18 protein-coding genes are annotated in these 24,161 nt (G+C 61.5%); 11 read left to right on the top strand and 7 right to left on the bottom strand.

Features of this window, described 5'->3' with window-relative positions; all coding sequences use genetic code 11:
* The first annotated feature begins 145 nt into the window (after positions 1 to 145).
* Positions 146 to 955, top strand: a complete 810-nt coding sequence (locus J5J06_17540) for a hypothetical protein (protein MCO6438900.1) — start codon at positions 146 to 148, stop codon at positions 953 to 955.
* A gap of 295 nt (positions 956 to 1,250) precedes the next feature.
* Positions 1,251 to 2,372, top strand: coding sequence for a VCBS repeat-containing protein (locus J5J06_17535; protein MCO6438899.1), 1,122 nt, complete (start codon positions 1,251 to 1,253; stop codon positions 2,370 to 2,372).
* A 222-nt stretch (positions 2,373 to 2,594) separates the two neighbouring features.
* Here the strand turns inward: J5J06_17535 and J5J06_17530 are convergent, their stop codons facing one another.
* From J5J06_17530 to J5J06_17505, 6 genes are all read right to left on the bottom strand, one after another.
* Positions 2,595 to 3,962, bottom strand: a complete 1,368-nt coding sequence (locus J5J06_17530) for a hypothetical protein (GenBank protein MCO6438898.1) — start codon at positions 3,960 to 3,962, stop codon at positions 2,595 to 2,597.
* 255 nt (positions 3,963 to 4,217) lie between these two features.
* The gene (locus J5J06_17525) at positions 4,218 to 6,518 is read right to left on the bottom strand and encodes a thrombospondin type 3 repeat-containing protein (protein ID MCO6438897.1); all 2,301 of its coding nucleotides are present in this window, start codon (positions 6,516 to 6,518) and stop codon (positions 4,218 to 4,220) included.
* A 64-nt stretch (positions 6,519 to 6,582) separates the two neighbouring features.
* Positions 6,583 to 8,406 carry a hypothetical protein gene (locus tag J5J06_17520; protein MCO6438896.1) on the bottom strand — a complete coding sequence of 608 codons (1,824 nt, stop codon included), beginning with the start codon at positions 8,404 to 8,406 and terminating at the stop codon, positions 6,583 to 6,585.
* Positions 8,407 to 8,460: 54 nt separating this feature from the next.
* Positions 8,461 to 9,789 (bottom strand): hypothetical protein, encoded by a 1,329-nt coding sequence (locus tag J5J06_17515; GenBank protein MCO6438895.1) that lies wholly within the window; start codon positions 9,787 to 9,789, stop codon positions 8,461 to 8,463.
* Positions 9,790 to 10,354: 565 nt separating this feature from the next.
* Positions 10,355 to 10,753 (bottom strand): hypothetical protein, encoded by a 399-nt coding sequence (locus J5J06_17510; GenBank protein ID MCO6438894.1) that lies wholly within the window; start codon positions 10,751 to 10,753, stop codon positions 10,355 to 10,357.
* Between the two features lie 264 nt (positions 10,754 to 11,017).
* The gene (locus J5J06_17505; protein ID MCO6438893.1) at positions 11,018 to 13,369 is read right to left on the bottom strand and encodes a trypsin-like peptidase domain-containing protein; all 2,352 of its coding nucleotides are present in this window, start codon (positions 13,367 to 13,369) and stop codon (positions 11,018 to 11,020) included.
* Positions 13,370 to 13,754: 385 nt separating this feature from the next.
* Between J5J06_17505 and J5J06_17500 the strand changes: the two genes are divergently transcribed.
* The 8 genes from J5J06_17500 (at position 13,755) to folK (ending at position 21,730) form a co-directional block, all read left to right on the top strand.
* On the top strand, positions 13,755 to 14,465 hold the full coding sequence (locus tag J5J06_17500) for a TIGR00730 family Rossman fold protein (protein ID MCO6438892.1): 711 nt from the start codon (positions 13,755 to 13,757) through the stop codon (positions 14,463 to 14,465).
* Between the two features lie 261 nt (positions 14,466 to 14,726).
* Positions 14,727 to 15,317, top strand: a complete 591-nt coding sequence (locus tag J5J06_17495) for an HNH endonuclease (GenBank protein MCO6438891.1) — start codon at positions 14,727 to 14,729, stop codon at positions 15,315 to 15,317.
* Positions 15,318 to 15,580: 263 nt separating this feature from the next.
* Entirely contained in the window at positions 15,581 to 17,293 is a 1,713-nt protein-coding gene (locus tag J5J06_17490; protein MCO6438890.1) for a diguanylate cyclase, read from the top strand.
* Between the two features lie 203 nt (positions 17,294 to 17,496).
* Positions 17,497 to 18,693, top strand: coding sequence for a family 10 glycosylhydrolase (locus J5J06_17485; protein ID MCO6438889.1), 1,197 nt, complete (start codon positions 17,497 to 17,499; stop codon positions 18,691 to 18,693).
* Between the two features lie 63 nt (positions 18,694 to 18,756).
* A complete protein-coding gene (locus tag J5J06_17480) occupies positions 18,757 to 19,458 on the top strand; it encodes a DUF480 domain-containing protein (protein MCO6438888.1) in 702 nt (233 codons plus the stop codon).
* A gap of 49 nt (positions 19,459 to 19,507) precedes the next feature.
* Positions 19,508 to 19,969 (top strand): Hsp20/alpha crystallin family protein, encoded by a 462-nt coding sequence (locus tag J5J06_17475; GenBank protein ID MCO6438887.1) that lies wholly within the window; start codon positions 19,508 to 19,510, stop codon positions 19,967 to 19,969.
* Positions 19,970 to 19,991: 22 nt separating this feature from the next.
* Entirely contained in the window at positions 19,992 to 21,158 is a 1,167-nt protein-coding gene (locus J5J06_17470; GenBank protein MCO6438886.1) for an LL-diaminopimelate aminotransferase, read from the top strand.
* The gene (gene folK, locus J5J06_17465; GenBank protein ID MCO6438885.1) at positions 21,152 to 21,730 is read left to right on the top strand and encodes a 2-amino-4-hydroxy-6-hydroxymethyldihydropteridine diphosphokinase; all 579 of its coding nucleotides are present in this window, start codon (positions 21,152 to 21,154) and stop codon (positions 21,728 to 21,730) included. The genes J5J06_17470 and folK overlap by 7 nt, the downstream gene beginning before the upstream one ends.
* On the opposite strand, the gene lpxB is transcribed toward folK, so the two are convergent.
* Positions 21,682 to 22,875 (bottom strand): lipid-A-disaccharide synthase, encoded by a 1,194-nt coding sequence (gene lpxB, locus J5J06_17460; GenBank protein MCO6438884.1) that lies wholly within the window; start codon positions 22,873 to 22,875, stop codon positions 21,682 to 21,684. The genes folK and lpxB overlap by 49 nt on opposite strands.
* 382 nt (positions 22,876 to 23,257) lie before the next feature.
* Between lpxB and rpsB the strand changes: the two genes are divergently transcribed.
* A complete protein-coding gene (gene rpsB, locus J5J06_17455; GenBank protein MCO6438883.1) occupies positions 23,258 to 24,109 on the top strand; it encodes a 30S ribosomal protein S2 in 852 nt (283 codons plus the stop codon).
* Positions 24,110 to 24,161 lie beyond the last annotated feature (52 nt).

Here is a 24,161-nt window from a genome sequence, read left to right as displayed (position 1 = left end):
TTCTTCCGATAGGAGTAAGACACCGGGCGACGCTTGCGGTTCATGCGCGACGACCTATACTCCGCGCCGGCGCACGAAAGCGATCATGCGGACAACCGGAATGTTACACGCCGGAACAACCGGTATCTCCACACGCGGAAGTATCATGAAACGCACTATGTACAATCGAATCGAAACTCCGGCCATTATTCTGATTCTGCTCATTGCCGGCTGCACCGCGAATTCGGCGAAGGTCGGAATGTCCGCGGTGGATCATCGGGCGCGATCCGCAGGTTTGCGGGAGCGCGTGGAGAAGCTGTGGTCGGCGCGTCAGGCCGAAGACTGGCGGACGGTGTTCACGTTCGAGGATCCGGAACTTCAGGCTGCGTCGACCCCCGAGGAATTCGAATCCTGGTCGAGCGAGAATGAGCCCTTCAAGGTGGTTTCGTATTCCGTTCTCGGCGTGGAACAGCAGGGCGATCTGGGGTGGGCCGAACTGGATACGAAGATGGGCGTGAGGCGCTTCCCGACGGCTCCCATTCGCGATATACAGCGCTGGGAGACGTGGCACCGCCTGGATGGTACGTGGTATCCCATTCCTCGAGGAGCGGACGACCAGTACCCCGTCGCGCCGTCCCGGCGGGACGCGGATGCGGAGGCGGCGTTGCGAACGCGGTTCGCGGAGGCATGGAAGGCGCGGAAGTCAGCCGACTGGAAGGCCCTGTTTCAGATGATCGAACCGCAGGATCGCGCCCAGACCGATGAGGCATCTTTTGCCCTGGTGCAGAACAAGATCAAGTTTCTGGACGCGGACGTGGAATGGGTACAGGTCGTCGGCTCGGCGGGAGTAGTTCGAGTGGACTACAAGCACCGCTTTAACGACCCCAGCTTGACGAAGATGACTCCGCGCAATCTGGTGGTTAACGAAGACTGGGTCTTGATCGACGGCACGTGGTATCTGGACGTCGTCAAGTGAGCTGGATCGTACCCGCTTGATGAATTCGTGCTTCATCCTGCGGCGCGCGGCCGCGAGTTCGGGCTTCACAAAGGAAATCGGAATGACAAGTTCGAAGTGCACTTTCGCGGTTCTTGCAGGCGTCGCTGGTATCTTGTGGCTGGCAGGGTGCAACGGCTCATCGGCGAAGCCGAGGGTCTCCGTGGATCAAGACAGTCCTCCCGCGACTACGCCGAAAAAACCGGCTCTTCCCGATGGTCCCTATCAGTTGTGTTCTACTGGATTGCCCACCAGCGGCATGTGGAAGTGTGACCCCATGCTTCTGGACGTTAACGGCGACGGGTACATCGATCTTGCGGCGTTGCCCCGATTGGGCATCGGACCGCACATCTGGTTCGGCGATGGCGAAGGTCGTTGGAAGGAGAATTCCTGGAAACTGTCAGCGACGCAGACTTCCTGTGGTGGCGGTTTCGACTTCGGCGACATCAATGGCGATGGCCACCTGGACATGGCCGTGGCCGATCACTGCAACGGAATATTCGTGTATCTGGGTGACGGACAGGGAGGCTGGATACCGATCGCGCAGGGATTGTTCCCCGAGGACCTGTTGCCGGGGGCACAGAAACGGCAGATGTTCCAAGGGGCCGAGGACCTTGTTCTCGGGGACGTCAACGGAGACGGATTTCCGGACATCGTATCGGGAGCGGCCGACGAAGGCGGCATTAACGTCTATCTGGGGAACGGCACCGGAGACAATTGGAAGAGGCAGGACCAAACGAGTCTGCCGGCGTCACGTTGGACGGTGCGTGTCGAGCTGGCTGACGTAAACGGCGACGGAATCAAGGACCTTCTGGCTTCACATTCCGTGGGGCCGCGTGTCTGGTTGAGTGACGGCAAGGGCGGGTGGACCGCGGCTTCCGATGGGCTGCCTTCGCCGATGATCGAGGGCCTTTATGGCGGCCTCTCCACGGGTGATTTCAATGAGGACGGCCGCGTCGACATCGCCGTGGCAAACTGGGTGGACGGTCCTGAAGTGTACCTGCAGCAGGCGGATGGCTCCTGGCGGAAGATGCCGGACGTTTTCCCGGATATGCAGGGCGGCGCCGTCGGGTTGGATACCGACGATCTCAATCAGGATGGACACCTGGACCTCGTAGTTTCCGGCCGTCTGACGACGGAGGGCGGCTTCGTTCGCGGGATCTTTGCACTGCTGGGGGATGGCAAGGGTGGCTTCCGGTTTTGGGAGAACAGCGGGTTGCCGTCCACCGGATTGGCAGCGTCAACGGGCGTGACCATCGGCGATGTCAATCAGGACGGGGTGCCCGACATTGCCCTGGCCAGCGGTCTGATTGTCGAGACCGGAACCGGGCGATCTGAACCGATCGTCCCGGAGCGGATGCTCGTCTGGTGCTCCAGCCCCAATTCTGGTTCGAAATAGCTGACCCTCTGGTGGCGGGCAATTGCCGGAGCGACAAGTCGGCAAAGCGCGAAATCCGCGGGATTACGATCACCCCTTTTCATCGGTGCGAGAGGGGTTCTTGCGCGAACTGACGACAAGGCCACGCCGTTTCCTCGCACGCCTGAATCCAGGATTGGATTGTTGGAGTAGCAGGCAACTGAGGCCTGCCGGCATCAGGAAACCGCCACCGCCGCCAGTCCATCATGGCCCGGCAAAGATCCGCTGGAACGTGGCATAGTCCCTCAGGTCGAGGTCGCCGTCCTCGTCCCGGTCGAGGCAGTCACAGTTCGACGACCCGAATCCGCCGTTGGGACCGTTGTCACAATCGTCCCATCGCGCGAAGTCGTCGAGGTCGAATCGGCCGTCGCCCGTGCAGTCGTCTATTGTCACCGAGCAGACCCAGCGGGCGATGCGGTTGGCCGTCGTATTGTTTGCCTGCGTGAATTGACCGCCGACGTAGAGCGCGCGGCCGATGGCGTTGGTCTCATCCGTGGACAGTAGGGCGCGAACGGTGTCGTTCGTTCCCGCGCCCACCGACGACCAGCCTGTGCCGTTCCACCGCGCGACTTGATTGACCGCAGTTCCGTTGGCGGCATCAAACTCTCCGCCAGCCATGAGTACCGGCCCGGATCCTTCATCCAGGATCGCCAAATCGAGCACCTTGCCGTTGAGCCCGGCGCCGACGCTGGTCCAGAACGTCCCGGTCCAGCGGGCAATGTTGGATGCAGGGCTCAACGGCCCGCCTGCAGTGGAAAACAGGCCACCGGTGTAAAGGTACGTACCGATCGGGCCGCCGTTGGATCCCAGGACGACGTTTGCGTCGTTGTTCAGACCACTCGTCAGTCCGGACCATCCGATTCCATTCCACATGGCGACGCGGTTGGCCGGGATTCCCGAGACGCTGGTAAAGAGCCCAGCGACATACAGCGCGTTTCCGGTCCCCGAATTCCATGTCGTCAGGCTGTTGACCACGGAACCGGCACCCTGCGTCCCAAGCTTGCTCCAGGAGGTCCCGTTCCATTTGGCGATATTGTTGACCAGCAAGCCGCTGCCGGGACCGACCGTCGCAAAGGAGCCACCCACGTACAGGGCCGTTCCCGTTCCGTCATTGAATGTGGTCAGAGCATAAACCACGCTGCTGGTTCCGCCACCCACGGCGGAGAAGCTCGTGCCATTCCACTTGGCGACCCGATTCGCGGTGACGAGACCGGCGGTTGTAAACATCCCGCCGACGTACAGGGCCGGGCCGGTCCCGTCGTTGTACACCGTCATGGCAAACACAGGCGCGTCGACGCCGAAGGACAGGGCGCTCCAGGAGGAGCCGTTCCATTTGGCAATGTTGTTTGCGAGAACGCCGCCCACCTGGCTGAACGACCCGCCGATGTAGAGGGCCGGTCCGCCGCCGTCGTCGTAGACCGCTAGGGCATTGACTGCTGGGAAAGTCCCGCCGCTCACGCCCGGGTTTCCAAAAGCCGGATCCCATGCACACTGTCCGAATGCCGCTGTACCGGAGAGTCCTCCGATAATCAGCCAGATCCCCGCCCCGATTATTACGCTTCTTTTCCGCATCGCTGAATTCCTTGGCTTCTCCTCTGGCGGCGGGTGTCATGCCGGCGACACTCACGAAAAAGCGAACGACTCGCCCGTCATGGCGGGGCGGCGACGTAGTTATCGCACGCTGCTTCCGAGGCTGTTCGCTCTTGGTCGTGAATCACGAATCGATCGTGACGCCGCGCCTGGCGGCCCGCGCACCGGGTGTGTCCGTTCCCCCTCGATGTTTCCGCATTCACCGTCGGCGGGTGAAGTCCGTTCCCCCGAATCGGCTCACCGACTACGACGCATCTTACACGGAACGGCCGCTAAAAACAAAGCGCAGAACCAGAATGCCATGGGAGTGCCTAATCCGCACGCGCCACAGAGTTGCCGAGGTGGATCATAAGTTCCCGGATCGAGGTCCTCACATTGGTCGCCGACACCGTCGGCGTCGGCATCTTCCTGGTCGGGATTGGGAGTTATCAGACAATTATCGCAGACATCGCCCCAGCGATCGCCGTCAAAGTCGTCCTGGTTGGTGTTTGCGATGTCGGGGCAGTTGTCACAGGCGTCTCCCACGCCATCGTTGTCGCGATCATTCTGGTCAGGGTTGAAGAAACCGGGACAATTATCGGTCGGTACCGGATTGCCCGGCGTATCGTCGTTGTTATCGGGCATGCCATCGCCGTCGGGGTCCTGCTCCGCGCTACACCCGAACGCATTGACGTCCACGTTATCGGTCGTATTGGGGCAATGATCGCAAGCATTTCCGACACCATCGTCGTCATCATCTTCCTGGGTCAGGTTTTCGATGCCCGGACAATTGTCGCAGGCGTTGCCCAGACCGTCGCCGTCGGCATCCATCTGGTCGGGGTTGCTCAGCGCGGGACAATTGTCCTCGCCGTTGTCCCAGCCATCGCCGTCGATGTCATCCCCGTTGTTCGGGGGCGGTCCCGGAGGCTCACCGCCATCATTGGCGCAGCCGTCAGCTCCGGGGATCACCTTGGAGGGATCGTTGGGGCATCCGTCGCACGCATTTCCGAAGCCGTCTCCGTCTGAATCAAGCTGATTCGGATTCGGGACCGTCAGGCAATTGTCCAGTGCGTTGGGAATCGAGTCGCCGTCTGTATCCGTTTCACAGGCATCGCCGATGCCGTCGTTGTCCAGATCGGCCTGGTCGGGGTTCGCCACTGCGAAGCAATTATCTTCGGTATTGGGCACGCCGTCGCCGTCGTTGTCAGCCGGAACGCCACTTCCTCCACCACCCCCACCGCCCGTGGGGGGCGGAGGCGTGCAGGAGTCGATTTCTTCGTAACAATCTCCGGGGCAAGGCGCGATTCCTGTCACGCAGGTGCCGCTGGCGAGGTCACAGGTCTCCGAGCCGTTGCAGAACAGACCATCATCACAATCGGCGTCGCTTGCGCAGTCTCCGCAGCTTTCGGTTGACTCGATACAGACGCCTTCGCCGCCGCATGGCAGCTCGCCAACCATGCAAATGCCTGAACCGACGTCGCAGGTTTCCACGCCCGTACAGAACAGGCCATCGTCGCACTGATCATCGACATTGCACGGTCCGCACGCGTCGACGTCCTCCAGACACCCTTCGGCTCCGCCACACGGGAAACCACTGTGAAGACAGATACCGGTGATCAGATCGCACGAGTCCGAGCCGTTGCAGAATAGGCCATCCTGGCACTGGGCGTCGGCCGTGCAGGCGCCGCATGTTCCGATGGACTCGAAGCAACCTTCGAGCTCGCCGCAGGGGAACGCCCCAGGAACACACTCGCCTGTAGAGACGTCACAGGTCTCCTCGCCATTACAGAACACGCCATCGTCGCATTCGCCGTCGGCAAAGCACGAACCGCACGTCTCGCTGGCTTCATCGCATCCCTGACCCGTCTCGCACGGAAACGCTCCGGGCGCGCAGACACCTTCGGCACAGACTTCCGAACCATTACAGAAGACGCCGTCGTCACAATCGGCGTTAGCCGTGCACCGCTGAACAGCGATGACCTCGATGTTCAGTGGCGGGCCGTAATCCACGGACGCGACCGGAACGTCTCCGAACATGCCGCAGATACTGATCCCCAATGCAGGGGACATCGAAGGGCCGAGTTGCAGCGTGCACATCCCATTGGTCGTGGCCTGTGCCGAAACAATCGCCAGGCGAGCCCAGCGCGGTGTCAGGCCCAGTTGGTCGGCACAGAAAGCGGTGCCCAGATGGGAGCCGCCGATATCATCAATTCCCGTCGGCGAAGACAATCCACTCGTGAAGAACGTGAAAAGTTGGCCGGCGTTGGGATCCTGAAGTGTAATCAGCGGCGCAGACAGACCGACATCCACGTAAACGGAAGCCAGTCCTTGCGGATGGCTCGTGGTTACCCAGAGTTCCAGGAAGAAGCTCTCTCCCTCCTCATAGGCGGTCTGTGACGGAGGCAATGCGGTTACGGCGTCCAGTAGGCCTGCGGATTTCACGGCCAGGAGGCGGGCGCTTACCACCGGCTGTGCTGCGGCATGGTCGGCACTTACGAGTGCGATTGTGACCAATGCAAGAAAGAGCCAGGCGAGATTGTAACGTTGAACGTGTTGCATGGTTGCGCGTCTCAGCGATGGTCGGCGGGTCCGAAACCCGCCGCGGTCAGCGTACCAATGTCCCTCAGTGTTCGATTGCCCCGACGCTTACATCGTTTCGAGGATCACCGGTCCTTACGGGTGCGGCGATCGTGCTCGTCTCTCCCGGTAGAACATCGCGGTACTCACCCAAGAGACTTACGCCGAGCGGACCGCCGGGAAGTCCGACCGTCACTTCTCCGGTGCCGCCGGACGATGCGCGCATCCGCAACGTCGCGACACGCAACCACTGGCCGACCCTTCCCGTGCTCAGGTGTCCCGGCGTCGTGCATCCGCCCACGCCGCGAAGAGCGCCCGCACCAGGTCTTCCCGGCTGTGCCAGCGCACCCAGTGAATCGCTGACCCGGCTGCTCAGCAGATCGAGTTGATTTTCATTCCACTGCACATCCAGATAGGCGGCGGCGACACCGGCGGATGGCGCGGCGACCGCCGAGACCCAGACCTCGACGTAGAAGGTCTGCCCGCGGAGCCAGTCCATACGTGAGGGTGGCAGTCGATCGACGGCGTCGCTTGGAGATGGATTCGTGGTTGTAGTGACCGCGAGGCGGAGCCGATCGGCGAACTTCGGCGCACTAGCAATGGGACGAGCCTGAGAAGGCGGCCCGGAGCACCCGGGGCATTCCGCGCAAACCAGTCCGTAGCAGGCGCTGAACGCGGCGAAATCCGCCGAGCCCACGCAGTTGGCCGGGTCGTTGTCGAAGTTGGCGGCTGCACAGGGACTGCCTGATGCGTAGCAGGCGCCCATGCACTCGCTGAGCAGATTGGCGTCCTCAGTTGCGATAACGCCGTCGCTATCCAGATCGAAAATACACCAGGTGCAGGTCTCGTTGGATTCGTTGCAGGACTCGCACGAGTCTCCGCATGGGGGCGGACCCGACTCGCACACACCGCTCGTCCCGCACACTTCCATGCCATTGCAGAACACGCCGTCATCGCATTCAGTATCGGCCACGCATGCCGCACAGGCGTCGACCAGTTCGTTGCAGGGCTTTCCGCTGGCGACACACGGTGGTACTCCCGCTACGCACGTTCCGGCATTGCAGCGCTCCGCGCCGTTGCAGAAAGCGCCATCGTCGCACTGGGCATCACTTGTACAGGAGCCCCTGGCAAACGCGAAGATGTTGCGCAGCAATGCGAGATTGTTGCCGAGGTGAATTGTGCCAATGCCGGCATCGAGAAAGCCGTTGATGTCGGAAAGGAACACGACGGGACCGCTTCCAGGCTGAAGGGCGTTCCGCTCGATCACCGCCACAACCGTTCGATTCGGCGTACGAAGTACCGCTTGAGCATAGGGTCCCAGGTTCAGTATCCCGCCGAAATAGTTGGTGAGGTTTCCGCTGCCGTCATATTCCGTAACGGCCCCACCTGGTCCGGACAGGAGGGGGTGGTTGGGTGCGAGAACGTTTCGTGCGGCATTTGAGATCGGATCGTTGGAGAACACAACGCCAAACAGGCCCGCGACGCTTTCGTTGGCCGCGGCGAACCCGTCGTTGTCTCCGAAGTAGACGAGCGCCCCGCCGGCGCGAACGAAGCTCTCGATGGCGAGCTGTTCGGGAACTTCCAAGCCGCTGCCAGGCGCAAACAGCCCGAGCGCGACAATGTCGTACCCGGAAAGACTTGGGACGGTGAACGACTCACTGGTGTCGATGACGAATCCGTCGTTGACCAGCGCTTGCCGCGCGGTGCTCATGCTCTCCCCGGCCAACGTGAGGTTAAACAGGTCGGCGCGCTGATACGCCCTTCCCGGGCCCAGCGTGAGGATCGAAGTCTGCGCAAGCGCCGGCGCGGCCATCACAGCCAGCGCCAGAAAGAGTGTCGCGCGTCGGAGAATGGAGCGAGTTGCGTTCACGATGTTTTGCTTTCCGACATAGCACTCCAACTGGTTCTCAACGAGGGTCTTCGCTTACGGTTGACCCTCCCGTTTGGGTAGCCGCTCACTGGTCGGCTGGATGACGTCGTATTGAATCCGGCCGCCGAGTAGCCCCTGTATGGACAGAGGTGAGCCTGCATAGGCCGTTCTCTCGCTGAAGTAGAGCGCCTTGCGGGACACGCCGAGCAATGCGGAGGCCTCGCTGACCACGCCCGGCGCGTCACAACGCTGGCTGGCCAGTCCCCGGACGCGGGCCTTCCCCCGGTCCGTCTGGAGGTTGTAAACCAGGAAGTGATTGGCCGCGCCGAGATAGGTGTACACATCAAGCGGGGTCGAATCCCAGCAGGTCACACAACGCTCCGTTCCGGAGAAGCGCACCTCATTGGCGTTCCAGATGTCGAAGTTGGCTTTCGTCGTTACGGGCCCGTCCGTCTCCTGGCGGAGGTCAACCGCACAGGGCATCAGCGTGAGCATCGTCTCCACGGGAACAACTGCGGTTGCGTCGGGCCGGCCGGGGACACCGGCACCTGCCGCGATGAATTCGAACATAAGTGCACTGGGGCACGAATCGTACTCAAATCCGTCCAGATCCAGACGCCCAGGAACAATGCGGGCGTCAAGGCACTGTCCGCTCTCCGCACTCAGGACCTCGCAGCTCGTGGGCTGCATTCCGTTCGAGCTGCCACGAGACTGGAAGGCATAGGGTTTATATTCCCATGCGGCGATCTGTTCGTAGTCGATGGCTACCGCGGTCCCCGAGAGATGGTTCCATCGGATTTCGCGCCCCTGGGCGTCGACCGCCCATGCGACCAGGAATCCGCGAACCGTCCGCTCGTTCTCATAATAGAGGTTTGGTCTGCCGGGTGGGTCACCCGGATCCAGCAGTTCCCACGGTGCCACACCGATCGGCAGTCCGGTGTGCGCCGACCAGTATGTGGGCTCATTTCCTGTCAGGAGAATCTGCACGCCGATGTTGTTCCAACCCGCATGAGCCCGTTCGCGCAGCATTCCCCCAGGATTGTAATCTGCCTCCAGCGGAGGATCTCCATTCACGAAATACATCTGGACAAAAACATCCTCCGTGTGATCATTGGTGAGTTCGATGAACGTATCTTGGAGAAGTGCTCCGCTATCATCCCATCGGATCTCAATGGACGGGAAGATAAGCATGCTGCCCTTCTGTTCGGCGACGGCACGGCCATCCACGGCTCGCGCGTTCGACGCCGCCAATGCGGCACTCAATGCACATGCGACCAGGCATGCCATCGAAACGTTGGCACGCAAGAGGGCCTTCTTCGCCACTATCGGGGCACGGTGGTTGGCGGCAGCGAGGCCGCGCGTGGTGGTGGGGGTCCCCTCCATTATTCTGCTTCTCCCTCTCCGATGCGGTACGTCCTCTGACCGTGACCCGCCTCAGTTCACGAATGGCCCTTTGCCCCTCGGTGGCGGCACGGTCGGCTGCGACGTTGCCGGACAACGACGCTCCTCGCAGTTTCCCTGATGAGTGTCACGTAAGTGGCATTCACGAGAAGCGCACTGATGCCCATAACACGGCGCCGTCTCATTGTATGAAACGGCCGAAAAGCAAGTCAATGAAAATGGTACAGTCTGATAACAGTGCCACATGCTGGCATTGTGTGATTATTGGACGTGCTGGCTTGGAAGTCCGGTAACAGGTTATGAGAGTGTCACCATCGCGGCACAGACGCTTGTCTTGGTCCGCGGCCTTTGCCTCAGGCCGATAACCCGGAGGGTGCAGCGAGGCATGCAGGGCGAAGTCGGCTGGGAATCGGTGATGCAGAGCGGGCAGAGGCGGAGGCGTTCTGGGGCCTCTTGTGGGGCGCCTCGCGCGCCGAACCGGAACGGCTTGCGACAATCCCCGCGTACCCTCGTAAGGCTTGGAGATGGCAACTGGTCAGTGCTCGGGCTACCCGGCGCCCCACTGTACCAGCAGGAGGATGACCGACGCGGCGGCTCCTCCAATGAGCAGTCCGAAAAGAAACCTCGCCATGGAGAACCGGCTTCGGATCCTTCCCTTTCCGCGCGCGGCACTTGGGCAGGACACGGCTCTGGTCGCGGATGTCGCTTCGTAGGCGAATTCGAACTGGTCAGGCTTGCGGAGGTCCGACCTTTCGACGAAGGAAGCGGTCGGATGAAATTGGTACCGACCGACGACGGGCTCTGGGCCATTGCGGCTTGCACCCTGCGGGCTGTCCGAATCCAGGTACTCCTCGATGCTCTGGCGGGCAAGCACAAGGGCCGCTCGTTGGCGCGTGCGAGCTCGCCGGGCCTTCCCGCTCCGATCACGATTTGCACGTCGAGACATGGCAGGCTCCGTGGCTGGAAAGCGATGACTGATCGTCTGATCCGAATCCGACGGAAGCACTTATCGGCCGGAGCCTGTCCCGGCGCGGAGCGATTCCGGAAGCTCCGCCGAAATTGCCTCTCGCAACACTGAAAAGCGACTATCTTGGCAGGGAACGCCTCAAGACGAGGGCAGCGCCCCGTCGCGCACTATTCAGTATGAATGAAAAACCCGGGCGAAGGTGGTTTTCGCCCGGGCAGGTGGTTGTTGCCGTTTTCGCAAGGCCTACACGTCGGCCTTCTTCTCCTTGAGTGCCTGGATGTCCGGATCCTCAATTCGAAATCCGTAGTCGAAGCGCTTGAAGTAATAGGTCCGCAGGGTCTCTTCAGTGTCTTCACGGAGGCGCTTGATCTCGTCCATTTCACGCTGGGCAAGGAGGTTTGATCCGCGTCCCTTTCGACTGCCGCCCCGCGCGTCCTCTTGCTGTTCCTGCTCGACCTTCTCCAAGCGATCCAGCTCTCTGTATCCGGTGTCGATGGCGACTTTCCACAAGCGAACCAGTACATCTTCGGCATCGGTTCCGATGAACACGGCAGCTCCGGTCAGGACATCCTCGTACTTCTTCACATCGCCGATTGTGCGGGCGTATTCGCCACGATTCTTGCCTTCGCGCCCGCGGGCGTCTTTGATTGCGCTGCGGGCTTCCGCGACGACGCGCCGTGCCGTCTCTAGCCCGGCTCGCTGGAAAGCCTGCCGATCGCTGAAGGGTTTGCCGTCGAATTCGTAACCGGTCCGCTCGTTTTCCTTCAGGACCATGCCGTAGCCGGACGCAAAAGCAGCCAGGTTGTTGTCATCGGCTCGGGCCACGCGCCGAAAGGCACGGGTGGACTCATCGTATCTGCCTTCACGAAGCAGCAGCACCGCTTCGAGTAAGCGTACCTGGTCTTTCTTCGCGTCGGTGAATTTCTTCATGGTGCTGGAGTCGGTAAGCTGATTCACCGTCTCCCGTGCTTTCGCAAGATCGCCGCCCTGGAGGTCCCGAGCCGTCTGAAGGACCTGGTCATCCGCGCCAGTGAGAACGTCAAGCAGCGTCGAACCCGCCGTAATACCCGCCTGCTGGTGCTCTTCGCGAACGGTCATCCAGTTGATGCCGGAGAGGTCGATGGCGATCGGCGTTCCCGTCGCGGCGATGGTCGCCTCGAACTTCCCGGCGTCGAACCGTCCGGTCATCCGCCGGCCGTCCTGCATCAACACAACCGTGGACCCGTCGGGTTGACGCGAGGCGCGGATGAGATTGGGGAGCTTGACCTGAATGGCACCGATTCGTCCGGCAAAGGAGGCCGAGCCGGATACACCCTTGACGACAAGATGACCTGCGTCGGAGTCGAGCACGAAGACGTCACCCTCCACCGGAGAGATTTCGCGGTCCTCTGTCTTGAACCCGATGACGGCGACGTTCTTCACGTCCACATCGGTCGGTTCACCGCCTTGGGGCTGGAACTTGATCGTGGCTTTGACATTCGACGTCGCTGCGAGGTAGTTGCCGCCCTCCAGAAACAGATGCGATCCTTCATCGTTATTGATGATGTAGGCCACGGCACTGACCGGGACCTCCAGTGTTCCGACTGAAGTCGGCCAGGTAATGGTGGAGCTTGCGATGGCCCCGTGAATCCGGTCACCATCATTGAAGTAGAGCACATCCTTGTCGTTGAGGCGCTCGTACTCCGGTACGTTAAGCCGCCCGCGGACGCGGGGCAGGGCGCTCATGAACGGCGTGACGTCCGTGTGCGCGGGCACCTTCCCGAGCACGAAGGCGTTGTGCAAGAGCTCTTTCGAAATCGATGCGGGTGACAGAGACGAGTACTTCGCCCCGCCGGTATCCTCCCGGCCCTCGGGCGCCTTCATGAGCGTGACCGCGCCAAGGACATAACCATCTGCATTGACCATCGCCCCGCCGCTGTTGCCCGGGCGGGCGATCACATCCGTGTAGATCATGCGGATCCGTCCGCCGGGCGTGCGGGGGTACTGGAGCACATTTCCGGCGGTAATAGAGACTTTCGGATTGAGGTTGTTCTCGATCCGCTGCGATGGGCCGCCCGGAAACCCAAAGGCCCACACGGGCATGCGCTCCTCCAGACGGGATTCCGGGAGCAGCCGCAGATAATTCGGTGTCTTCAGCAGCGTGCCCTGGTCATCGGCATAGACTTGGAGAAGGGCCTGGTCCGCCGTCTCATTCTGATAGATGACCATGGCGTCGTACTTCTTCTCCTCACCGTCCACGCCGGAGTTGACGATCGCCGTCCAGGTCAATCGACCGGCGCGATAATGGAAGTTCTGTTTCTCGGCCGGGCTTTTCATGTGCGTCGGGTCTACGACGTGGTTGTTGGTTATCGCCAAGCCGGTTCCATTGATGAAGAACCCCGATCCGGAGCCCAGAGGCGTGTCACCTTTTTCGCGCTCGGAAACGGCCATAAAGATCATGATCGACGCACGTTTGACGCGATCCTCGACCTCGGGCTTCATGGTGGTGGTCTGGGCCAGAACCGGCGCCGCCGCCAGCAGGGCGAGCAGGACGCCGGGCAGAATTCCTTTCTGGCCACGGGCGATGGTAAGGGGGGATGTTGCGGACGAAATCATGATACTCTCCGTGTGGCAGCGAATGGCCAAGTCTTATCCGATTGGGCCTCTTTGAATTACTCACTATTCCCTGGCATTCCGTGCCAGGGACAAGACTCGGGGCTGAATAGGTATCGGAATGACCGGCCGGCTGCCGAGAGATGCACTCGGCGCGCATGCTCGCCGATCGAACCCAACTTGATCGTACGCCGTTCGAGTCGCCGGTGTCAACGATTTTACCGGGTCGCTCGTGCCAAACTGAGCGGCGGTTATCGAATTCAGTATACTCTCGGGGCTACGAGCGTGTGTCGTTTTCTGTCTTTTGAGAAAGGTGGGGTCGCCGGTGCCCAGCAAGTTGCTTCCCGAGCGGGGTTACGCGGACGAGACGTGGCGCGTATTCCGCATCATGTCGGAGTTTGTCGAGGGATTCGAGACCATGTCACGGGTGCCGCCCGGCGTCTCGATATTCGGTTCGGCTCGAGCGACGCCGGACAGTGTGCATTATCTGCGAGCGGCGGACCTCGGGCGGGCGTTGGCGCGGAAGAACTTCTCCGTAATCACCGGGGGCGGTCCGGGCATCATGGAGGCCGCCAATCGCGGTGCCGCCGAGGCCGGAGGCGTGAGCGTGGGGCTGAATATCGAACTGCCCCACGAGCAGTTGCCTAACCAGTATCAGAATCTTGCCCTGGACTTCCGCTACTTCTTCGTTCGGAAAGTGATGTTCGTGAAGTATGCGGTGGCGTTCGTGTGCTTCCCGGGCGGATTCGGTACGATGGACGAGTTCTTCGAGTCGATGACCCTGATCCAGACCGAGCGGGTGGAGCCGTTTCCTGTCGTGCTCCTCGGAGAGGCATTCTGGAATCCGCTCGTCTCCTGGATGAAACAGCAGTTGCGCGACAACAAGTTCGTGGGACCGACCGACCTGGAACTTTTCCATATCACGGACGACGTCGACGAGGCCGTCAGCCTCATTTCCAGGCGGCATGCCAGCTCCAAGCGGAGAACCCAGCGGCGTGCCCGTGAGGTAGCGGCGCCGGAAGGGCACGAAAGACCTCGGAATCCGAGGTCCCGGCCGACGTCCACGCGTGGGGGGAAACACGGCGACATCATGCCTTGAGCCCGTTTGGCTAGGTATTCTCTGAGCTTGCGTCGGAATTAACCGATCGTTGACGCACGCTCTATTGAGGCTTGCGGGAAACGGGTGTACAATGACTGGTAGGGGAAGTTCTACGGAAGTACTTCCCACATGTCGAAATTCAGCCCTGTGTCGCCGGATCGGTTCCGGCACCATTGAGGAGGGTACGCCTTCGCAGCATCGAGTGTGTCCAATCCGGCCAGCGCGCTGGATTCCAGCGTGCTCCTGCTAAACGCTCATTACATGGCGCTGCGGGTGATCAACGCGCGCCGTGCTTTTTCCCTTCTTTGCAAACGAGATCGGAGTTCGTTTCCAGTCGCAGAAGTTGTGGCGATCGAGGACGGTCGGTACGTCTCGTACGATTTCGAGGATTGGGCCGAAATCAGCCGGTTTCGGCACGAATTCGAGCCCGCCAAGCACGACTGGATTCGAACCGTTCATTTCCACATTGCTGTGCCGCGGATCGTGCGCGTGTTCAGCTTCGCGCGGATGCCGCAGCGAGAAGTCAAGTTCAACCGCCGCAACATCTTCGCGCGTGATAACAATACGTGCCAGTATTGCGGCCGGCGCTTCCCGACGTCGGAATTAAGTCTCGACCATGTCGTTCCGCGTTCGCAGGGCGGGGCCTCCTGCTGGGAGAACATCGTCTGCGCCTGCGTGCGTTGCAACGTTCGCAAAGGCGGACGCACGCCGGATCAGGCCCGCCTGGCTCTGGTTCGGGAGCCGGTACGTCCGCGGCGCAATCCCGTCGTGACGATCAAGCTGTCCGATCAGCGATATTCATCCTGGAAACAGTTTCTGAACAACGCCTACTGGGACGTAGAACTGCATTGATCGGGCGCCTCCCAACCTGAATCCGGCCCCGGTCCCCCCGGGTTTCAGCTATCCGAGACATCGCACGAGCGCTCCACGCCCGGCAGGGATGCTTTCCCTCACGGGAAATACGTCACCACCAGCCTGATGCAGGCGGAGCGCGGGGCGTCCGATGTAACAAGCGAAGCATCATCATGACGGGCAGGGTCGTTACCGGACGCTGACGGGTTCGGCGGGTTATTCTCAGGTCCCTTTCTTTACGTCGCCCGAGTCGGGAGTGCCGCTTGCACGACGACCAAACAGTCGATGTCCTGATCGTAGAAAGTGATCCTGACCAGCGTCGTCTGTTAGGTCGGATGCTGGTGCGCGCGGGATTGGGTTGTATCGAGGCAGGGACAATTGGCCAGGCGCGAGACCAACTTCGCAATTGCCGGCCGACCATCATCGTTTCTGCCTACGAATTGCCGGACGGGTCCAGCGTAGACTTATGCGCCGTCGTGCGGCAAGTATCCAAGCTGGATGGAGCGCACTTCATCGTTTTTCATGCCAGCGCTCTTGGTGCTACGACTCGGGATCTGCTCGACTGCGGAGCCGACGACTGCGTCAGCAAGCTCGCGGGATGGGACGAAGTCGTCGCCCGAGTCCGCGTCGGGTTGCGTTTCCGGGCCATGCACGAAAAACTCCGACGCGCTGCGGTAACCGACGGGCTGACCGGACTTTTCAATCACGACCATTTCAATCGACTTCTGGACGCGGAAGTGAATCGATCTCGCCGTTTCGGGCATCCTCTGGCCCTGGTGATGATCGATCTCGACTACTTCAAAGCGATCAATGACAACTTCGGTCACCTCGTCGGGAACGCGACGCTTGAGGCCGTTGCGGAGGTGCTGTGCCGCAGTGTGCGCGAAGTGGATACGGTGGCACGCTTTGGCGGCGAGGAGTTCGCCATTATCGTGCCGGAAGCCACCTGCGGTGACATCATCCATGTCGCGGATCGGATCCGCAGGGCCCTTGCTGAAGAAATCAACCTACCCGCGCTGCGAGGGCACCGAGTGACCGCCTCGTTCGGGTTGGCCGATACCGACGATCCTCGAGTAAACGGTGCATCGGATCTGACCGATCTCGCAGACCGTGCCCTGTACGTCGCGAAACGCCGAGGGCGGGATCAGATTGTCGCCGCCGTGGAACTGGATGATCGCACGGAGTTGGAAGTGCGCATGGAGGTCGGCGAGGCTGATCGCCTCCGGAGGGAGATTGCCGCACAAAACGTCCGCACGCGCGACATGTACTTCCAGAGCGTGACGGCCCTGCTCCAGGCCCTCCACGAATCAGCCCCCAGCACGGCGCGGCACGCGGTCAACGTGGCCTTTTATTCGCGATGTATCGCCGCGCAGATGGGTTGCAGTCGGGGTGTTCTCAAGGCAATCCAGAACGCGAGCCTTCTTCATGATGTGGGCAAGATCGGAGTTCCCGGCCGGATCCTCATGAAGCGTTCGCCGCTCTCCATGTTTGAAAGGCGCATCCTGGCCCGCGTTCCAGATATCAGCACCCGTATCGTCAGCCACCTGCGCGTCCTCGATGCGGAAATGCAGATCATCCGGCACCAGCGGGAACGCTACGACGGCAGCGGCTCTCCGGAAGGGCTTGAGGGGACAAACATACCCATCGGCGCCCGAATCCTGCTCGTGGCCGATGCCTTCGACGCCATGACCACGGATTGTGCCTATCGGGCGCGCCGTCCGATCAATGCGGCGCTGGACGAGCTGGACGCCCATAGCGGCACGCAATTCGACCCGCGGGCGGTTCTTGCCCTCCGACAGGTCGTGACTCGTGATCGCCGATCAATCGAACGGCGTATCAAAGAAACCGTCGAGTCGCTGAACAACGGAAGCGCAATCTCCGGGCAGGGCGGAGTCTCCGAGTCGGATTCCCTCGGAGGCCTGCCCCCGATACTCGAAACGGCCGTCCGCGAGGCGGTTGCATCGCCCGTACCTTGATGGTGCACCCGGGGAATCGGTCGCTCCCCTGACAACAGTCCCTTGCAGGGATTCGCTAAAGTTCGAGCGCTCGACGCAGCGAAGGTAGAGAGAGGCCGTTGCTCCGTGGAGCGGACTGGCCGTCCATTGCCCGCCGGACCGGGGTAGCGGAGAATGAAGACACCCCGGCAAGCGGCAAGGAAGTCCACAAGGAAAGGAGTCCCATGCCTGGTTGGATTCGCTCTCGGCGTATCTTGTTCCTGTATTGCGTATTGCCGGTTGCCCTGGCCGCGGTTTCCGGATGTCACGGTCTCAACCGGACGACCGAGCTATCGGCGAGCCGACCGGTCCGCGCCGTGTGGGTTACGAGATGGGACTATCGAACGCCCTCGGATATCGCGGCGGTCATGGAGAATTGCCGTCGAGCTGGCTTTACGGATGTCCTGTTTCAGGTGCGTGGCGCCGGCGCCGCCTTCTACCGGTCGCGTCTCGAGCCTTGGGCGGATGAACTCGGAGGGCATGACCCGGGGTTTGATCCCTTGAGCGTTGCCTGCCGCGAAGCGCACAAGCGGGGGGTGCGCCTTCACGCCTGGGCCAACGTCATGCCCGCATGGTACGGGAAGAAGCCGCCCGGGAATCCGCGTCAACTCTACAATGCACGACCTGAGTGGTTTCTCCGGGACGAAAACGGACAGCGCCAGCCACTCGGGTGGTATTGCAGCCTGAATCCCACATATCCGGAAGTCCGCCGCTATCTGACGGACGTCATGCGGGAGATCGTCGCTCGCTATCCGATCGATGGCCTTCACTTGGATTATATTCGGCTGCCCGTCGATCCGAGCCCGGCCTATGCACCTGGTCAGGCGGTCCCTGACTACCCGCGCGACCGCCGGACGCTGGCATCGTATCAAGCCGCGACTGGCAAGCGTCCCGACGACGATCCGGCGCTCTGGACCCGATGGCGAGCAGCTCAGGTCACTCGGCTCGTGGCGGACATCCGAGCGATGCAGGAGCGGATCAAGCCGGGAATCATGCTCAGCGCGGCCGTCGGTGCGGACCCTGAGCGCTCCTACCGTGCATACTACCAGGATTCACGTCGCTGGCTGGCGCAAGGCCTGGTCGACGCCGTCTTTCCCATGAACTATGACGCATCGCCCGCGGAGTTCGAGCGCCGTGCGCGAGATTGGGCGGCCATCGGGCGCGGCCGTGTCGTGCAGGGCATCATGTTCGACAAGCGCCCCGGAAGAATTGTGCGTGAGCAGCTCCAATGTGCTCATGCGTACGGGAGACATTACGCGATCTTCGCGTATAACTCATTGTTTGAGCGGCGGGACGACAGCGGGCGACTCCTGAGGGACGCCCAGTCTCCATCGCGTGAGGAGCTGCGCCGCGAAGTGATCCCTGTCATGCACCGGGAGTAGATTCTGCCCATTGCGCTCGAACGATTCATCGACTCGGCTGATTGAGCCCTGGGGATATGTGGCATGAAACTCGGCGAAATCGAACTTCGCGTACTCGGCGTGCTGCTGGAGAAGGCCATGACCACGCCGGGCAGCTACCCGATGACGCTCAACGCCCTCGTGGTCGGGGCGAACCAGAAGCAGAACCGCGATCCAGTGACGGACCATTCGGAGGCGGACGTTGCTCGGGCGCTGCATTCGCTGATTCTCGCCGGTCTCGTTCGGGAGGCGCCGCCCCCACATGGCGCCCGGGCCAATCGTTTCGTGCACAATGTCGTGGAGAAGCTTCATTGGGATCCGCGGGAACAGGCCTTGATGGCGGAGCTGATCCTTCGCGGCAGGCAGACGGCCGGGGAGCTCCGCGCCCACGCCTCCCGCATGACGGCTTTTCCCGACATGCACGGGGTTCACGCGATCCTGAATGGACTCATGGGGGGCGAAACGCCTTTCGTCGAGGAATTGAGGCGCGAACCGGGCAGATCGGCAAACCGTTACCGACACCTGCTTGGTGAGGGTGCCGAGGTCGTCTCGCCCGCGGCGCTTCCATCGCCGTCTCAAGAGGATACGTACCACGAGTCGGTGGACCGCTCGAGTCCCGCCGATGTCGAAGCCCTGCTCGATCGAGTGTCCACACTGGAGTCTCAGGTCGAGCAGTTGACCGGCTTGATCGAGGAGCTGCGCAAAGAAGTGGGCGGACTCGACCGTTTCGACCCTGAAGAGGTATAATGCCCCTCGTTCCCGCGAGCCGAGACGAACAACTTTGAAAGGACGTAACATGCCTTTTCGCCCCTTCTCTGACGTTCAGGTTTCTTTGGGAAGCCTACAGGAAGAGATGAACAAGTTCTTCGATCGCGTGATGCACTCCGGTGTCTCCGCCGGTCCCTTCGACGGGCAGGAGTGGGGGCCTCCGCTGGACCTGTACGAAGAGGATGAACGATTCCGCCTGCTCATGGAGCTGCCCGGGGTCGATCCGGCGCACGTCGAAGTCACGCACGTTGGCAAGACGTTGAGCATTCGTGGTGAGAAGCTGCGTCCCAGCGACGTGGGTACCGGAGGCAAAGCGGTCCGCACCGAGCGGCGTTATGGCTCGTTCTGCAGGACGCTCGATCTGCCTGAGGATATTGACCCTGACCAGCTCACCGCGCGGTGCCGTGGGGGCGTGCTGGAGGTCATCATCCCCAAATCGGAAACGGCCAAGCCGCGGAGCGTACGAATCACTGCTGAAGAGGGCGCTTGATAGGTCTACGTGAGTTATACCCATGAGCTTCCGATCCGATCGGTTGTCGCAGTTACCGGCTTATCTCTTCGCCGAAATTGACCGCCGCAAGCGTGATGCCATAGCGGCCGGACGTGACGTCATCGACTTCGGCGTGGGGGATCCGGATCAGCCTACGCCCGCGTTCATTGTCGACCGCATGGCCGAGGCCATTCGCGACCCGGCCAACCACGTCTATTCCTTCGGCACCGGCATGCTTGCGTTTCGCGAAGCGGCCGCCCGGTACTTCGACAAGCGATTCGACGTCCGACTCGATCCCGCCACGGAAGTCGTAGGACTGCTCGGCTCAAAGGAAGGCATCGGGCACTTGCCGGTCGGTGTGCTGAACCCCGGACAGCTCGCCCTCGTTCCCGAGCCTGGATATCCGGTGTACGTGAATGGGACGATCTTTGCGGGCGGAAGCTGCCACACGATGCCGCTCACTGAAGAGAACGGTTGGCTGCCTGACCTTAAGGCGGTCCCCACTGAGATTCGCCAGCGGGCAAAGATCCTTTGGCTCAACTACCCCAACAACCCGACGGGCGCGATCGCACCGCGGTCGTTCCTGGAGGAGGTCGTCGCCTTTGCTCGCGAGAATGACATCCTCGTGGCGCAGGACGCGCCGTACTGCGACCTCTATTTCGGAGAGGATCGCCCGCTGAGCATACTTCAGATTCCGGGCGCCAAAGACGTCGCCATCGAGTTCCACTCGCTTTCCAAGACATTCAACATGACCGGGTGGCGAATCGCATTCGCCGTTGGGAACCGCGAAGCGCTGGCGTCCCTCGCCCGGGTCAAGAGCAATCTGGATTCCGGTATTTTTCAGGCGATTCAGGTCGCCGCCATGGCTGCACTGGATGGGTTCGATCGGCCTGAGATCCGCGACCTTCGAGCCATGTACACTCGACGGCGTGACGTGCTCGTCGCCGGTTTGAGGGAAGCAGGCTGGCCGGTGACGACGCCCCGCGCAACCATTTACGTCTGGGCGAAGCTTCCTCCGGGGGTGGATTCCCAGTCGGCCGCGCGTCGCCTGCTTGATGAGGCGGATATCGTCGTCATCCCCGGCGCCGGGCTCGGTGTCACGGGAGAGGGATTTGTGCGTTTTTCGCTCGTCAGAAGCGAGGAGCGGATTCGGGAAGCGGTCAAGCGCATTTCGGGAATTCAATGGTAGATCACGACTCGACGGCGTTCATCGCGCTTGGTTCCAACCTCGGCAACCGTTTGGCCGCATTACGCGGCGCGGTCAAAGCAATCGATGATCTACACGCCACGGCGATCGACGGTCCCGGCGCTATCGCCGGCTTGTACGAGACGTTTCCCGTCGACGTGCCCGACGATCAACCGGTGTTTCTCAATTCGGCCGTCCGCGTTGCAACGCGATTGGAGCCTCGCGCGTTGCTCGAGCATCTCCTAGACATCGAGCAGGCCTGGGGACGACAGCGACGGCAACCCAACGCGCCGCGACCGCTCGACCTCGATCTGCTCCTCTTCGACGATCGCGTAATCGACGAAGTGGATCTGCGCGTTCCTCACCCACGACTCCACCTTCGCAGATTCGTGCTGGAGCCGCTCACGGATATCGCCTCGGAGGTTGTTCATCCGGTTCTGGGTCAGACCATTACGGAACTCCTGACCGACTGCCGATCCCAGCAGCAGCCCCAGTCGGTAACGCGCATTGCGGAGGCGGACTGGTTTTACGGCGCCCGCTCTTTTCCTCGGCCTGAATTCATACAGGCCTGTTGACTGCGCCTCCGCTCAATCATCTGCATCAGGATTCCCGTCGTCCGCGATGAAGCATCCGTGCCGCGAAGGGGCTCGGTGATGACCCTGAGGTCCTCAACCGTTCTGCTGCGAACTTCGTCGTTCGTGAGCAATTCCAATGCCGCGGCAGAGATCGGGTCCGTCGACCGGTAGTAGGGCATGAACTCGGGAACGATTCGCCTCCCCGCGAGAATATTCGGCAGGGAAAGGTGCGGCGTGCGAACCATCCAACGGCCAACCAGGTGGTACATCATCCGCGAGGCGTTGTACATGACGATCATCGGCTTGCCGCGCATAGCCACTTCCAGGGACGCCGTCCCGGAAGCGACCAGCACGAGATCGGCTGCTTCGAGGAGTTCAGCGTAGTGCTTTCGCTCCATGACGACTCGAATTCCCGTCCCTTCAGCGGCGCGCGAGATCATCTCGGCAAGGCCGTCGGAGGCGACCGAAACGCCAAACGAGGCGCCAGGTAGTTGTCGAGAAATGGCCTTCGCCACTTCAATCTGCCCCGACAGAACTTCCTTCACGACGTGGCGCCTTGATCCGGGTAGCAAGGCAACGAAGGTCCGAGCGTCTTTCCGAAGTCGAGCGACGATGCTGGAGTCGACTGACCGTTCCCGGTGCTGTTCGGCGAGAGGGTGACCGACATACGTGGCGCGGACGCCACGCTCCCGGAAATACGCCTCCTCGAAGGGGAGGATGACGGCCAGTTCGTCCACATCCCGGCGCAGCTTGCTGATTCGCCGAGATCCCCAGGCCCACAACTGCGGAGCGATGTAGTAAAGTACCGGCAGATCAAGACGCCGGGCCATTCGTGCGAGGCGCAGGTGCAAGGCTGGCGAATCCACCACAACCACGGCGTCGGGCGGGTCGGATTGGAATCGTTCTCGGCAGCGTCGATAGTATGTGACCGCCCGCCCGACCAGCCGTACGGCCCCCAGCAGCATGGCCGAGTGCCCCGTGATGTCGAATATCGTCTCACATCCGGCATCGCGCATTTTCGGACCCGCGACTCCGGCAAACTGAACCGCTGGGTCGGCGCGATGCACCGCCCGGATCAGGCTCGCTGCGTGCTGGTCGGCACTGGGCTCGGCCGCACTAATGAAAACCTTGGTCGGCGGGGTCATGGGCGGGGAATTGACCGCCGAATGGACAGCAACGCAATGGGGCCCTGAAATTTCCCACGCTGGTGATCGCCTTGCTTCAGATGGTCCTGATGGATAAGTTATCCATAACCATATATATAATAGTAGTTTATATCACTCGCCACGGTTCAACGGAATCTGCTGGCCCGCTCCCAGCGGGGTGTGTTGGGCGAATTCTCACTTGGGAAGGTTCCGGCGAAGACTCAGACAGAGCGGCCGCGCCCTGGAAGCCGCCCAATGATGAACCCCGGCCAAATGTCGGCCGCTCGCGCTTGAAGGCGATTCTGAATCTGTTAGACTGCGGGGCTCCCAACGGGACCAGCCGGCAGGGTGGCGACAAGGACCTTTTGTGCGGAGGTGTTGATTGGCAGCGGAGTTAGTGCGTCAACTGATCGATTCCGGAATCCACTTCGGCCATCGTACGAGCCGGTGGAACCCGAAGATGGCCCCATTCATCTTCGGCAAGCGCAACCTGATTCACATCATCGACATACGTGAAACCGTCAAGGGTCTCGTCCGGGCCAAGAAGTTCATCGCCCAGGTCGTCGCCAAAGGCGATGACATACTCCTCGTTGGGACAAAGCGGCAGGCGCGAGGCCTCGTTCAACAATGCGCTCGCTCCTGCGGGATGCCATTCGTCAGCGAGCGCTGGCTGGGCGGAACCCTGACCAATTTCCGGACCATCCGGGCTCGCCTCGCCCGCCTCGAAGAGCTGGAACGTGAGGAGGCGGACGGTACGCTCCAGGAATACAGCAAGAAGATGATTGCCATGCGGACGCGAGAGTTGCGCAAGATCAAGCGCAATCTGGACGGCATCCGCAATATGGATCGGCTTCCTGGCGCCGTTGTTGTTATTGACGTTCACCGTGAGCGTAACGCATTGCGTGAGGCGCGGCGCCTGAACATCCCGACGGTCTGTTTGATCGACACGGATTCCGACCCGGACTTCGCTGATCTACCGATTCCTGGCAATGATGACGCCATCCGCTCGATCGACATGATCCTGACACACCTTGCGGAAGCCGTGGAGCTGGGCAAGAAGAGTCGTGTCGCTCCCGAGCCCGCCGAGACGAAGGGTCCTTCACCACGGCGTCCGCGTCGCGAGCCTTCCCGAGGTGCTTCTGCGGGCGGCGAGCGCGGCGGGAGAAAGGGAGCGGAATCCACCGAGTCGTCGAACATGGCCGCAGATGCCGTCGAGCAAGGCCAGACATCGTAGCGAGACGCTTCAAATCCCAATTGGTTCCGGGTCGGGAGGCCGGCGCTATGTA

The organism is Phycisphaerae bacterium, from assembly GCA_024102815.1.
Classification (GTDB): Bacteria; Planctomycetota; Phycisphaerae; order UBA1845; family UBA1845; genus JAGFJJ01.
This window is presented reverse-complemented; position numbering and strand designations above follow the sequence as displayed.